Raw genomic sequence first — 13,008 nt, 5'->3', positions numbered from 1 at the left:
CAAGCTATTCCGCAGAGTTCTGAGTAGGGAGGCGGAGAATTTTTTGCGAGCAAAGGTTGCACAATCCTAACTCCAGATAGATATCAATGGGTAAGAAGGAGTGCTATTTATAACCCAAGTATTTGTTTAATTTGGTAAGACTCCAACAGCCAGTAGAAGAATCATGACTACAGAACAGCCATTAATACTTGATGCTGCCAGCGAGGAATTCATTTCAAAAATTGGTTCAAGTGCGCCCGTTCTTTCTAGTCAAAAAGGATTCTGGAATGGAGTCAGAGTTAGCTATTACGAATACCACAATGCCGTTGAGACTCCTGAGCATTGTTTCTCGCAGCATCTGATCACTATTCATCTCAATCACGCCGTCGTGATCAAAGAGCAATTGCTGAATGGTCATCTACGATGCGATCGCTTCAGAAACGGCGATATTTGTTTAACCCCTGCAACTGCTCCTGTATCAGTCCGTTTACAGCATTCCAGCGAGTGGATTGCTCTACACCTTGAACCCAAGTTTATGGAGCAGATCGCGGCGGAAGTGGTCGATCCGGATCGACTTGAGATTATACCCCAATTCAAGTTAAATGACCCGTTAATTTATCAAATTGGGATTGCTCTAAAAGTAAATCTTGAGTTTAAGAATGTCTGCGATCGCCTCTACACCGAGTCAATGGCAACCGCACTTTCTGCTCATTTACTACAGCACTACTCGACCCAAAAGCCCAAAATTGCAAGCTATTCTGATGGATTATCACAGGCTCGATTACGACAAGTGACTGAATATATTCACCAGCATTCGACGCAGAATCCTAGCCTGATGATTATGGCTGAAATGGTGCAGATAAGTCCTTATTACTTTAGCCGTTTGTTTAAACAATCGACCGGGTTAACACCACATCAGTATTTACTCAAATGCCGCACAAAAGAGGCGAAACGGCTACTCAAGACTACAAATCTCTCAATCGCTAACATTGCAATTCAGGTAGGCTTTGTCGATCAAAGTCACCTTAACCGCCATTTCAAGCGCCATTTTGGTGTTTCACCCAGTCAGTTCCGCGCTTAGGAACGTGGATTAAATAAAATGCAAAACTTCATCCTGTCTCTAGCTTCCCTCTCCTTTATAAGGCGTGTATACCTGACGGGGCGACAAAATTCCTTCGACACTGAATCTATATCAGTCTCTAGCGATATCACTTTCGGGTTCGTACTCAAGGAGGATGAGTCTCGAATCAAGAGTTTGCGTCTTGGCGAGATGGAGCCCAGTTCTCTGAAACCCGGCATATATTGGCTCCCGTCCAGCATCTCCAAGAATTAATGGGAAGACCAGTAGTCGCAACCGATCAACGAGACCAAGTTGCATCAAGCCCTTTACCAATTGAAGGCTACCGAAGATACGGATTGGATCTCCAGTCTGTTGTTTGAGTAGACGAATCTGCTGCTCTAAGTTGCCCGCAATCACTTTGGTGTTACTCCAAGTGAGGGGCTCATCGAGAGAATTTGAAAAGACTAACTTGGGCAACTCCCGCATTCGGACACTAGCCGAGTCAGTGGCTGTGGCTGAATATCCAGCGAGAATCACATATGTGTTGCGTCCCATAAGTATGACCTGTGGCTGGCTTATTTCCCTTTGTATCCAGCTTGAGAGATCAGGGCCGTCGTATCCAAAGTACGCCTTCTCATCAGCACCTGATGCAAAGCCGTCAAGCGACACGAATAGGTCTGCGATAAGTTTCCTCATTCAAACTCCTTGCTGTGAAACCGCGACATCTGCCATACGCTCTGAAATCTGCTAGCCACCGCTGCACCGTGCTTCGATGCTTCCCAAGTATTTTAGCGATGCCTTCTGTACGAGACGCTTTGCGTAGCTTGCTTCCACGTTCGCGCAGCGTCCCGTAGGGAAGTGGTACGGCGGCAAGCTACGCACACACACTCATACCTTGATTTTTAATCATGTAAAGCGCTTGTAACCGAACTTTTACGTCGTGGATTATTCTGTTGACGTACCAACGCCTCGAGTTCTTTGACACTTTCTTGGATATCGATATGTGTTACCCCTACTATTACTCACCCTACCCTAGATGCTACCTCTCTATAACATTTATCATGTGTCGCATTCTTTTTTCAAATTGGTATGAGGTAAGCCAGGGACATAAATTGTATGTTGTTTAATTCTTATTTCTTAGAGCAAGAATGTACTGTCAAAAAGCAAGATCGTCCAAGACAGTCAAGCTTCATTTCTCCTACGATTTCTAGAGATAGGTCAATCAAGGGATGAAAATTAAGCTTTTTCCACCATAAATTACAACTAATTGAAATAAAGGATTTATACATGAACGCACAAAACAAGCCACAAGCTTTTCAAGTTAATAGTGGCGAAGGTCGAGCTTACTGGGGTATGGGCATTCTCTGGATTATGCTGGCAACTGCTGAAGATACTGATGGACAGTATTCTTGTATAGAACAGTTGGTGCCGCACGGCCCAGCAGCAGGGCCTCATATCCATGAGGCAGCAGATGAAACCTTCTACATTATGGAAGGCGAAGCCACCTTCTTTGTCGAAGACCAGCCGATTAAAGCAACTGCTGGATCATTTGTGTCAATTCCACGGGGCACAAAACACGCTTTTCAAATTGATTCTGAAACGGCTCGATTACTCAATACTTATGTCCCCGCAGGTTTTGAGTACGTGATTATGGCGACGACTGTGCCCGCAGAGGCGCGCACATTGCCTCCGGCTTCACTGCCTTTTCCCGATCAAGAACAAGCTAATCAAGCGCTTGAGCAAGTCACCCAGCAGTATCCTGCGGCTAAAACCAAATTCTTACAAGGTTTCGCAAGTTAAGTTACCCGACACCAGATTATTCGAGTTTGGCTCTGGCAGATCGATCGCTGGTGTGCGATTGCTTTTCAGGTAACGAGTCTGCCTCATTGATAGATACTGACAAAGGACAAATTCTGTAAACTTTACAAGGAAAATCATGACGACAAAATTGACGGTTCTGGTTGCTGGTGCTACTGGCATGTTGGGTTCTAAGATTGTTTCGGCTCTACTCGACAAAGGCAACCTTGATGTTCGAGCAATGGTGCGGTCAATCAACGACAGCAATCCAGAAAATCGTAAAAAAATCGACGCAATGAAAGCCAAGGGTGCAGCGATCGCAGAAGGCGACTTAATGAAACCTGAAACCCTACTGCCAGCGTGTGCAGGGGTTGATGTGGTCGTATCTGCGATCGGCAACAATGAAGTGACTGTGCCAGGGCAGAAAAACCTGATTGATGCGGCGAAACAGCAGGGCGTGAAGCGGTTCATTCCCTCCGATTACTCGGTAGACTACCGCAAGCTGGACTATGGCGACAATGATAACCTGGATATGCGGAAGGAAGTATTTGATTATCTTCAGCAAAGCGGTTTGGAATATACCCTAGTTCTCAACGGGGCATTTATGGAATTCATCACCTATATGCCACTGTTTGACCTAGAACATCAGATATTTCAATACTGGGGCGATGGTGAAACGCCGCTCGATCTCACCACTACTGATGATACCGCCAAGTATGTGGCTGAAGCGGTGAGCGACCCAGGCTTGGCAAACACAGCATTGGAAGTCGCAGGTGACACTCTAACCCCGAAGCAGTTGAAAGCCACTTATGAAGAGGCGACGGGCACTAAATTAACCGAAAAATCATTGGGCAGTATCGCCGAGATGAAAGCTTGGATTGCTAACAAAAAAGCGTCAGCTAGTTCACTCGAAGAGTACGTTTACCACCAGTATATGTACGCGATGGTATCGGGTAAAGGCAAACTCGATCGGATTCAGAGCGATCGCTATCCCCACATTAAACCCAAGACGGTTAAGCAATTTCTGAGCAAAGGAGATTCTGTTTAAACCGACTAATGAAAGTAGTTTTAGTCCGTTTCAACGGACTTTTGCTATTAGCCAGTGACTTGAGTCACTGGCGGTTCAAGTATTTTTGCAATAGTTTTATAACTATCGGCAGTCTTTGATTTTACTCCTACAATATCATACATATCTGGCTCAAATGTCCCGTGCATTGTGAGAACGATCGCATGAATTAAGGCTTCCGCTTTCAGCAGCGTTTCTTGAAACTCTATCTCCGGCTCGGAAAGCGCCACAATTCCGCCACCAATACCAATAGAAGTTTGATTAGGAGTCAGAACAGCAGTGCGAATCACAATATTTAAATCGGCTGAACCATTCAATCCCAAAAAGCCGATCGCTCCTGAATACACTCCTCGCGCTTCTTGTTCCAGGCGATCGATAATTTGCATAGTTCTGAGTTTGGGCGCACCTGTCATCGAGCCTCCGGGAAATGAAGCCTGCACGCAATCTATTGCTGTTAAATCTGGTCGCAAATGCCCGCGTACTGTTGTCACCAATTGATGCACTGTTGCATAGGTTTCTACATCCATTAACTTCGGTACGTGAATGCTACCGACTTCACAAACTCGTCCCAAATCATTGCGTAACAGATCGACAATCATCAGATTCTCAGCCCTGTCTTTTTCGCTGTTGCGTAGCTGTTCTTTGAGGATAAAATCTTCTTCAGGGAATTTTCCGCGTCTCAGGGTTCCCTTAATCGGCTTGGTTTCTACCCAACCCTGCTGATCAATCCGCAGAAATCGTTCTGGAGATGAGCAAGCGATCGCAATCTCACCAAAGCGCAAAAATGCCGCATAGGGGGCAGGATTAAGCCTACGTAATCTGCGGTAGAACGTCAATGGATCGGGGGTTATATCAGTATAAAGCTGATTTGTGAGGCAAACTTGATAGGTTTCCCCTTCATAAATTTCGTCTAAGCAATGGTGAATATCATTAATATAAGTCTGGTAAGTACGACTTAAACGAAACTTGATTGGCTGACTATTTCCTTGAGGTACAAGGGGAGTCAGAGGAGACAGGGTTTCGAGTTGTTGTTGGATAGTATCAAACCAAGTTTCTAACTGTTGTGTTTGTCCTTTTTTGATTAATTGCAGCAAATAAACACACTGTTCTTGGTGATCGATGGCAATCATGCGATCGGCAAATAAGAAAATTGCATCAGGTAATAGTGAAGAATGCACCAATGACGATCCAGATGCCTTGAGTTCATAGCCAAAATAGCCAACAAATCCACAGTTAAAATCAAACGGTAAATCATCAGCTTGGCAACTTCGGAGGTCAATTTCTCGTTTGAGATACTCAAAAATACTTTCGCTGTGATGAGTCACACGATCTGACTGTGCGATCGTCAATTCTTGCGTTTGCGTATGGTAGCGCACCAAAAGGCTATTTTCCCCGTTTCCATCGCCCATAAACGAGAAGCGAGATAAACCGGGTTCCACACGGCTACTGTCTAACCAAAAGGCATTTGCTGCTTGCCGAAATAAATGGACAAATATTTGTTCTGTGTTCGGGCAAATATCCAGTTTGCGCCGATGAAGTTCAAACTTATCTTCCTGTTTTTGATAGGGTTCATCGATAGGAGGAGCAATAAATCCATATCCAGTCCAATACTGCTTTTCTGAACTTATTGATGATTTATCTATAAATTGCAGCGTGATATCTCTAAAGTTTTCTAACAATGTTTGTCCATATTCTGTACAGATAGACTCTGGGTGAAACTGCACACCCCAAAAAGGTAGATGTCGATGACGCAATCCCATCACCAGTCCTTCCTCAGTCCAAGCAATTTTTTCTAAGCACTCAGGTAGTTGATCCGCAACTATCAAGGAGTGATAGCGCACCACAGAAAACTGACTGGGAATGCCTTGGAATAATTTGGAATCATTGTGATAAATTTTGCTCAGTCTACCGTGTCGAACTTCCGGTGCATGAATCACTTTTGCACCATGTAGGTAGCCAAGTCCTTGATGTCCCAAACAAACTCCCAGCAAAGGCACATTCACATTCTCAATTATCTGTCGGCAGATTCCAAAATCTTCTGACCTTTCTGGACGACCGGGGCCAGGTGAAATCACAATGTTGTCAAATACAATTTTTTTCAATTCATCCCAGTTAAGCTGATCATTACGAATTACCAGAGGTAGTTCCCCATTTACCTCGGCAATCATCTGGTAAAGATTAAAGGTATAAGAGTCATAGTTATCAATAATTAATGTTTGCATACATACTAAATTAACTACTAGATAGAACGTTTTTGCACTTAGAATAGCACCTAGATAAGTTATCTGCTACTTTAAATTTTTGGTTCTATCTTTGTTAATAAATGATGCTGCCATGCAGTTTGCACTTCTTGATTATGGTTTTGCAGGTACTTCTCAATGACTATTTCCAGATTTTTTTGGTTAATCTTGTCCCTAGTGTCTGTGAAATATCCTAACATAAGGCAATACAGTTCAGTTAAGCATTTCTTCCTTCTCTCGGTGTCCTCCGCGCCTCTGTGGTTCGTTATTTTTTATTTAATGTATGCTATGGCAATCCTGAATCATTCGTAAGAAACAAGATCCCCGACTTCTTGAAGAAGTCGGGGATCTGAATTAAATAGGATTGCTATATGTCTAAGAAAATTTTCCCGGATAAAGAATCGTAAAGTCTTGCAGATAGCTTGTTTGCCAAAGGTCGCGTTTATACGATAATTTCGCTCGATTTTGTGCCATTTCTGGACTTGATCTTCTTATTCTTGACCCTGATTTGCGGTAAATCCTTTTTATCTTTGTAAAAGTAACAGATTTCCACTAGAGTTGGCCATATTTCTAGAGAACCGTGAAATTGGCTAATTACATCATCGATAATTCTGGAAACGTTTTGCTGAAAAAAGTCGGGTTCAAACCCATAAAATACTCTCGATAAGTTCTCAGCAAATAATTGAAGAGACTGCTTACGTTCTTCATTCTGGGTAGACATTGAGGCTTTGACTACCTGGCTGTGGATAGCAGAGATTTTTTCTAGGATTTCTTCAGAGTCTAGTAACGTCACCTCGCCAGAGTAATCAAACTTGATTCCCAGATCATCAAGATGATAAACACTGCTTTTAATCTTCTTTTTCAGCAGGCTACATATTTCCTCATTAAAGAGTTCACTGGCGAGAGGATTACGCATGTAATTATTTCTTATATGGTTTTGGACAGCATCAACGTGTGCAGCCACAATCCCCTCTTGCTGTATCCAAATCCTGTAGATATAATCTTCAAACCTCAGCCGAGTTGGAAAAAATGGTGGTAAACCTAGCTGATTATCATATCCAGCGACTCCACAATCCATTCTCCAGTTTTTGTTAGTAATGACAGGTCGAAAATTGGTGAGAATATAAAAATCATTCAGGTCATTTGGATTAATTTGGTTTTCATCATTGAGATACATCTGAATAAAATCAAGTGTATCGATATCATTGGTTCCTGTGCGAAAAGTCTGGGCAATCTTGACGATCGCATTATTCAATACTCTCCCATGTTGTAATAAGAGGCTGTTTTCCCGAAAGTAACCCTTAGTCGTATTTGTTTCTAAATCCATTGCTGTATCAACAACCAATTCTCCAGCCTCGAAGTTTTCCGGTACATGGCTGGCTTTTTGACCTAGAACATCAGCAAAAGCTGTGAGTAAGTCAAAAGATTTATGGACGTAGCCGCCTTGTTGATTGGACTTGATTAATTTACCTCGACATATTTCATCGCCTGTTAAAGATTCTGGACTAGTTTCAATTAATGCATCTGGTCGCATATCGTCATCTGCGCTAACCATTAAATGACCAAGGGTATACATCAGCGTGAAGTTGCGATTTCCTCCATAACTAGGTCTAAATAAGTTTTTGACTAATGATTCCAGCTTGCGATCGCGCAGTCTTTCGTTTAAAAATGTAATAAATTCCTCTTTCTGTTGGGGTCCGACATAAAACACGTCATTGACTGTCTTAGTCTGTTCTAAAATCGGGTAATATTTCTCATGGTTAGCAATACTGGAATCATCAAAGACAATAATTTTTAAAGCATGACCATTTGCCCAGAAATTCTCATCATATTTTTCGATGGTCTGTGCTACATCTCTCAATCGATGAGTCGGAATAACAAATATCGTCTCTTTTTGTTTCATAAAATATGTTCATAATGCATTGGAATTGTTGCGCTTTCATCAGGATTAGTCAACTAAATTAAACTGATAGATCGCTACCAATTTCCAGCTTATTTTTACTACGTTCCAACTGTTTCCATAATGCCTCAATTTGGCTGAAAGCTTCTTCGGAAGATATTTTCCCACCAGTTTCTAAACTAGTGATGTAGCTAATTCTTTGAGTAAATTCTTGGAGATTGGCATTAAATACTAAGTTCTTTGGCTTAACTTGACCGTAGTAGCTACTGCGAGGATAGAAAAAGCTATTTTTATCTTCATAATTGGACTGCGCCATTAATTTATTCCTGATGAAAAGCTTGATTTTTTTTAGTTATTATTTGGCTGATTGCAGCGACCTGATATCATTCCATTTGGTAATACTGTTTCGCAGAGAGTAACAGTATTGCGACCTGGAATTTCGTTGTTTTTTGAAGCTTTGGTGAGATTTGCATAACTAAGATTGGCATAAAGCGATCGCCGATAAATTCACCTATTTAGGCATATAGTCAGAGCAATTGAGTGCTTGTTGAGTTAGAGCAATGGCAGGATGTACTGCACACTTTAGATAATGGTTATTGTTAAAAAATTGGCAGTTTTTACAGGGATGTTGCTGTAAATATTTGATGCTTACTATTTCCTCTTTATCTTGTGCCGCATTTTCTGGAGGATCTTCTAGTGCTTTGCAGGCAGATGAAACAAGAAAAACGACAATTCCCCAAACAATCATGAAGGAAATGTGAGCCAAAAATACTGCTACAAAGGGAATGTCTCCCTCGTGTGGTTTTGGATCATTATGTGTATGTGTTGCCTGAGGTAGGTTAGCTTCAATCAGGGTGGACTGATGAACACTTTTTTGGGCGGATACATCAAGTCGGAAAAGCTCCGAAATATGCATATTAAAAACCTTTAGTTAGTCGAACTCAGATTCAGTAAAATTCATCTACAATTAAACATCTTCACAAAATAGCATGATCAGAGATAAGTAAATGTTCATCTGTCTAATAATATGTGGAATTGAAACTAGTTATTTACCTCTGAATCAACAGATTGGCTGGCTGTTGGTCGAGCTTCCAGTAAGCAATAGTTGAGGGAGTAGTAAACAGAATGAATTTTCTTGAGAGTGACTTTGAGAGCGGGAACCATCATAGGATGGGTTGCGATCGCTAAGATGTAATCTCCAGCAAAAATTGCGGGATTATCTGTTGCTGGAATGACTTGAATTTCTCGTAATATTCCTAGAAAAACACATTGATCGGGTAACTGAATTTCAGTTAAATGAATGCCACAGTAAACGCTATTAGCTTGGATTAAAACACCAAACAGGCTTGGTTCTAAAGCTTTTTTGTTTTTTAACACAAATCTTTTTTTAACTCTAATAGTATTGTGCAGTATTTTACATAGAAAATATTTTTTCTGAGGTATATTTTTAGGATATATAAAATGTATTAAAAAAATAAAATATATGTTTATTTATTAGCTTTGGAGGCATATATTTAGAGATATAGCTTTGATATAGTCCAATACGGTTGGGTTAAGGGTTAAATCTTTGTCAAAGTCAATTTTTTTAACGAACCGCAAAGGACGCAAAGGAAGAGAAGGAAGAAATGCTTAACTGAACTGTATTGTGATATAGCAGTCTTAAATCATTTGTGAAAAGTATATTTCTCTTTCTTCTTTCTTCCCTTTGCGTCCTTTGCGGTTCGTTTTCTTATTTATATTTTTCACGAATCAAATAGGATTGCTATATAGCCCTACTTAATCATTGGTGAACAACAAGATTCCCGACTTATTAAATAAGTCGGGAATCTAAGCCTTTCGATTTTAATTTGGAATTTTGAATTATTAACTCTTAATCTGATCGAGAGCTAAATTCAGCTTCAACACATTAACTCCAGGCTCACCAAAGATACCGAGAAAGCGACCATCGGTGTTTTGAGCAATTAAGGTTTCCAGTTGGTTAGGCTGAAATCCTCGCGCCTTAGCCACTCGTGCAATTTGCGCGATCGCAGCTTCGGGGGTAATGTGAGGATCAAGGCTAGAACCAGAGGTGTAGACTAAATCGCCAGTCGGCTGCACACCTGCTTTTTTCAGACGATTTAAGTCACCTTCAATTTTTTTGCTGGGGTCGGGGTCATCTTTACCTTTGATGCGTTCCAGTAATGCGGGATTACTGGGAGCCAAGTTACTAGCACCAGAAACCCCAGTTTTCAAAACTCCGCCATCGTCCTTTTTGGGATCAGCTGTGCTGTAGCTGGTGGTACTGGGACGACTGTTAAAATAGCGATCGCTAGTAAAAGGTTGACCAATCAAGGCAGAACCCACAACTTGACCGGCGCTATTTTTCAGTAGACTACCGTTTGCTTGAAACGGAAACACAATCTGTCCAATGGCAATCATCGCAAAAGGATAAATAATTGCGCCGATTACCCAAAGTACCAAGGTAGAACGAATAGCTCTACTAGCTTCGCGTGCAAAACTCATTTAGAATTTCTCCGGTACAAACATTACAAAAAATAAATAGATGGAAAGCCCTAGCGTCACCATTCCTAATAGTCCCAATCCCCAAGATTGACTGCGGGAAAGTTGTTCACCAGTAGCGCCATAAACCAGAGGTGCCACAACTAGGTTGAAACACATCGCCAGGAACAAATACAGTGGCAGCTTTTGTCTGCGCCATTGACACCAGATTTCAGTTATTTCTTCTAATACTTGGGATGCAGCGATAGTGCGTCGAATCTGAACGGGTTTCATAGTAAATTAAGACAAAGGTAAGATAATATCTATCAGTTTGATGGCAATGAAGGGAGCAATGATGCCACCAAGTCCATAAATCAAGATGTTGCGACGTAGCAGTTGATCTGCTGTTAAAGGTAAGAACTTTACCCCTTTGAGTGCTAGCGGAATTAATGCCGGAATAATCAAGGCGTTGTAAATCAGCGCCGAGACGATCGCAGATTCGGCACTCTTTAATCTCATAATATTAAGTGCGCCGATGCCAGCAGCTGCAAAGATCGTGGGAATAATCGCAAAATACTTGGCAATATCGTTAGCGATCGAAAATGTTGTCAATGCGCCACGGGTAATCAACAACTGTTTACCTATGGTTACTAGGTCAATTAGCTTGGTGGGGTCAGAGTCTAAGTCCACCATATTAGCAGCTTCTTTGGCAGCTTGCGTCCCAGAATTCATCGCCACACCCACGTTTGCTTGAGCTAGGGCAGGAGCATCGTTAGTACCATCTCCAGTCATTGCCACCAGTTTACCCTGAGATTGTTCGGCGCGAATCACTTCAATTTTGTCTTCTGGAGTCGCTTCGGCAATAAAATCATCAACCCCAGCTTCTTCGGCAATTACCGAAGCGGTAATCCGATTGTCACCTGTGAGCATGACAGTGCGAACACCCATGCGGCGAAGTTGGTCAAATCGTTCCCGCAGTCCAGGTTTGACAATATCTTTGAGGTAAATCACACCATAAATCTCGTGATCTTGGCAAACAGCTAAGGGCGTACCGCCTAACCGGGAAACGCGCTCATAAGCTGCGTCTGTATCATCAGGAACCTGACCGCCACGGGAACGGACAAACCCTTTAATGGCATCCACTGCTCCTTTACGAATTTGTTTGCCATTGGGTAGATTTGTGCCGCTCATGCGGGTTTTTGCCGAAAACTCCACACCTTCGGCTTTGTCGATGTTAAAATCTACCGCCGCCTGGGACTTTTCTGCTAAAACTACAATTGACTTGCCTTCTGGCGTCTCGTCAAACAAGCTAGCAGCTAGGGAGATTTGCGCCACGTCTTTTATTGAGTGATTATTCAGGGGAATAAACTCATCAGCCATCCGGTTCCCCAAGGTAATCGTGCCTGTCTTATCCAGCACTAGGGTGTTGATGTCACCACAGGCTTCTACTGCTCGACCAGAGGTAGCGATGACATTAAATTGGGCAACCCTATCCATCCCAGCGATGCCGATCGCACTGAGTAAACCACCAATAGTTGTGGGAATCAAAGCTACCAGTAGCGAGATCAGAATCGCAACGCTAGCACCCGCACGCAAACTGTTTCCCGACTCAGCCCCAAACGCCGTACTGACAAAGCTGGCAATGTAGCCAACGAAGGGAGGGATCGTTGACACCACAATCAGGAATACCTGTGTTAACACTGCCAACAATACCGTCAAAGCAATTTCGTTGGGAGTCTTGGTGCGTTGTGCCCCTTCTACCAGGGCAATCATGCGATCGATAAAGCCTTGGCCAGGGTCAGCACTAATGCGAATTGTCAACTCGTCTGAGAGTAGGCGTGTACCGCCTGTCACCGAACTGGCAATATCTGTACCTGGTTGCTTGAGTACAGGGGCAGATTCCCCAGTAATCGCAGACTCATCCACTGAGCCAATGCCTTGAATTACATCCCCATCGGCGGGAATCATATTATTTGCAATCACTTTGACCAAATCGCCCCGCCGCAGTTCTGTGGAACTGACTTGTACTACAGAACCATCAGGGAGGATTTTGTTAGCGATCGTATCCGATCGCGTCGATCTTAGTGAATCAGCCTGTGCTTTACCGCGTCCTTCAGCTACGGCTTCGGCAAAGTTGGCAAAAACGAGTGTGAAAAAGAGAATGAAGGTAATCAACCCGTTTAACAGGCGTTGTTGGTTCACATCTGCCTGGATTGTACCGAAAAAGTTCGGGTCAAGGGTGACAATCAAGGTGACAATCGTCCCCACCCAAACAACAAACATTACTGGGTTTCTGACGGTAATTCGAGGATCGAGCTTGAGAAATGACTCACGAATTGCTCTCTGGTAAAGTCCCCGCAAATCCGCTTTGGGCGTATGCTTGCGCGAATCACGAGTGCCAGATGGAATACGGGGCGAACGAGAATCAGTAGTAGTTGGCATATATTAAATTTTGGGCATGAGTCTTTGAGGTGGATGAACGGAGTTC

Annotated in this window: 13 protein-coding genes; 3 read left to right on the top strand and 10 right to left on the bottom strand. The window is 42.7% G+C overall.

From position 1 onward, the window contains the following. The first annotated feature begins 163 nt into the window (after positions 1-163). The gene (locus V7L05_RS19355) at positions 164-1,060 is read left to right on the top strand and encodes an AraC family transcriptional regulator (protein ID WP_335166342.1); all 897 of its coding nucleotides are present in this window, start codon (positions 164-166) and stop codon (positions 1,058-1,060) included. 111 nt (positions 1,061-1,171) lie between these two features. Here the strand turns inward: V7L05_RS19355 and V7L05_RS19350 are convergent, their stop codons facing one another. Continuing rightward, positions 1,172-1,735 (bottom strand): dihydrofolate reductase family protein, encoded by a 564-nt coding sequence (locus tag V7L05_RS19350; protein ID WP_335166340.1) that lies wholly within the window; start codon positions 1,733-1,735, stop codon positions 1,172-1,174. After that, positions 1,698-1,835, bottom strand: a complete 138-nt coding sequence (locus tag V7L05_RS34785; RefSeq protein ID WP_442936972.1) for a hypothetical protein — start codon at positions 1,833-1,835, stop codon at positions 1,698-1,700. Before V7L05_RS34785 ends, V7L05_RS19350 begins: the two co-directional genes overlap by 38 nt. 491 nt (positions 1,836-2,326) lie before the next feature. Here V7L05_RS34785 and V7L05_RS19345 point away from each other — a divergent pair, with 491 nt between their 5' ends. Further along, positions 2,327-2,839, top strand: a complete 513-nt coding sequence (locus V7L05_RS19345; protein ID WP_335166339.1) for a quercetin 2,3-dioxygenase — start codon at positions 2,327-2,329, stop codon at positions 2,837-2,839. 136 nt (positions 2,840-2,975) lie between these two features. After that, positions 2,976-3,884: an aromatic alcohol reductase gene (locus tag V7L05_RS19340; RefSeq protein WP_335166338.1), complete on the top strand. Its 909-nt coding sequence runs from the start codon at positions 2,976-2,978 to the stop codon at positions 3,882-3,884. A 47-nt stretch (positions 3,885-3,931) separates the two neighbouring features. On the opposite strand, the gene pabB is transcribed toward V7L05_RS19340, so the two are convergent. The 8 genes from pabB to kdpB form a co-directional block, all read right to left on the bottom strand. Next, complete coding sequence (gene pabB, locus V7L05_RS19335) at positions 3,932-6,124, bottom strand: aminodeoxychorismate synthase component I (protein WP_335166337.1); 2,193 nt, start codon at positions 6,122-6,124, stop codon at positions 3,932-3,934. A gap of 460 nt (positions 6,125-6,584) precedes the next feature. Further along, positions 6,585-8,045: a hypothetical protein gene (locus V7L05_RS19330; protein ID WP_335166335.1), complete on the bottom strand. Its 1,461-nt coding sequence runs from the start codon at positions 8,043-8,045 to the stop codon at positions 6,585-6,587. Between the two features lie 58 nt (positions 8,046-8,103). Beyond that, complete coding sequence (locus V7L05_RS19325; RefSeq protein ID WP_335166334.1) at positions 8,104-8,358, bottom strand: DUF7219 family protein; 255 nt, start codon at positions 8,356-8,358, stop codon at positions 8,104-8,106. Between the two features lie 195 nt (positions 8,359-8,553). Beyond that, complete coding sequence (locus V7L05_RS19320) at positions 8,554-8,958, bottom strand: hypothetical protein (protein WP_335166332.1); 405 nt, start codon at positions 8,956-8,958, stop codon at positions 8,554-8,556. A gap of 125 nt (positions 8,959-9,083) precedes the next feature. Then, positions 9,084-9,419, bottom strand: a complete 336-nt coding sequence (locus tag V7L05_RS19315) for a TrkA C-terminal domain-containing protein (protein WP_334945800.1) — start codon at positions 9,417-9,419, stop codon at positions 9,084-9,086. Positions 9,420-9,905: 486 nt separating this feature from the next. Further along, positions 9,906-10,544 carry a K(+)-transporting ATPase subunit C gene (gene kdpC, locus V7L05_RS19310; RefSeq protein ID WP_335166330.1) on the bottom strand — a complete coding sequence of 213 codons (639 nt, stop codon included), beginning with the start codon at positions 10,542-10,544 and terminating at the stop codon, positions 9,906-9,908. Next, complete coding sequence (locus V7L05_RS19305; protein WP_335166328.1) at positions 10,545-10,814, bottom strand: potassium-transporting ATPase subunit F; 270 nt, start codon at positions 10,812-10,814, stop codon at positions 10,545-10,547. It abuts the gene before it with no gap. 6 nt (positions 10,815-10,820) lie between these two features. Beyond that, the gene (gene kdpB / locus V7L05_RS19300; RefSeq protein WP_335166326.1) at positions 10,821-12,962 is read right to left on the bottom strand and encodes a potassium-transporting ATPase subunit KdpB; all 2,142 of its coding nucleotides are present in this window, start codon (positions 12,960-12,962) and stop codon (positions 10,821-10,823) included. Positions 12,963-13,008 lie beyond the last annotated feature (46 nt).

The sequence above is a fragment of the Nostoc sp. genome (assembly GCF_036917755.1).
Lineage (GTDB): Bacteria > Cyanobacteriota > Cyanobacteriia > Cyanobacteriales > Nostocaceae > Nostoc.
The sequence above is the reverse complement of the archived record's forward strand: the minus strand, read 5'-3'. Positions and strand labels throughout refer to the sequence as shown.

What these genes read in the sequence shown, in the direction of transcription:
- V7L05_RS19355 (WP_335166342.1), top strand. Translation starts at nt 164, where the DNA reads ATGACTACAGAACAGCCATTAATACTTGATGCTGCCAGCGAGGAATTC.
- V7L05_RS19350 (WP_335166340.1), bottom strand. Translation starts at nt 1,735, where the DNA reads ATGAGGAAACTTATCGCAGACCTATTCGTGTCGCTTGACGGCTTTGCA.
- V7L05_RS19345 (WP_335166339.1), top strand. Translation starts at nt 2,327, where the DNA reads ATGAACGCACAAAACAAGCCACAAGCTTTTCAAGTTAATAGTGGCGAA.
- V7L05_RS19340 (WP_335166338.1), top strand. Translation starts at nt 2,976, where the DNA reads ATGACGACAAAATTGACGGTTCTGGTTGCTGGTGCTACTGGCATGTTG.
- pabB (WP_335166337.1), bottom strand. Translation starts at nt 6,124, where the DNA reads ATGCAAACATTAATTATTGATAACTATGACTCTTATACCTTTAATCTT.
- V7L05_RS19330 (WP_335166335.1), bottom strand. Translation starts at nt 8,045, where the DNA reads ATGAAACAAAAAGAGACGATATTTGTTATTCCGACTCATCGATTGAGA.
- V7L05_RS19325 (WP_335166334.1), bottom strand. Translation starts at nt 8,358, where the DNA reads ATGGCGCAGTCCAATTATGAAGATAAAAATAGCTTTTTCTATCCTCGC.
- V7L05_RS19320 (WP_335166332.1), bottom strand. Translation starts at nt 8,958, where the DNA reads ATGCATATTTCGGAGCTTTTCCGACTTGATGTATCCGCCCAAAAAAGT.
- kdpC (WP_335166330.1), bottom strand. Translation starts at nt 10,544, where the DNA reads ATGAGTTTTGCACGCGAAGCTAGTAGAGCTATTCGTTCTACCTTGGTA.
- V7L05_RS19305 (WP_335166328.1), bottom strand. Translation starts at nt 10,814, where the DNA reads ATGAAACCCGTTCAGATTCGACGCACTATCGCTGCATCCCAAGTATTA.
- kdpB (WP_335166326.1), bottom strand. Translation starts at nt 12,962, where the DNA reads ATGCCAACTACTACTGATTCTCGTTCGCCCCGTATTCCATCTGGCACT.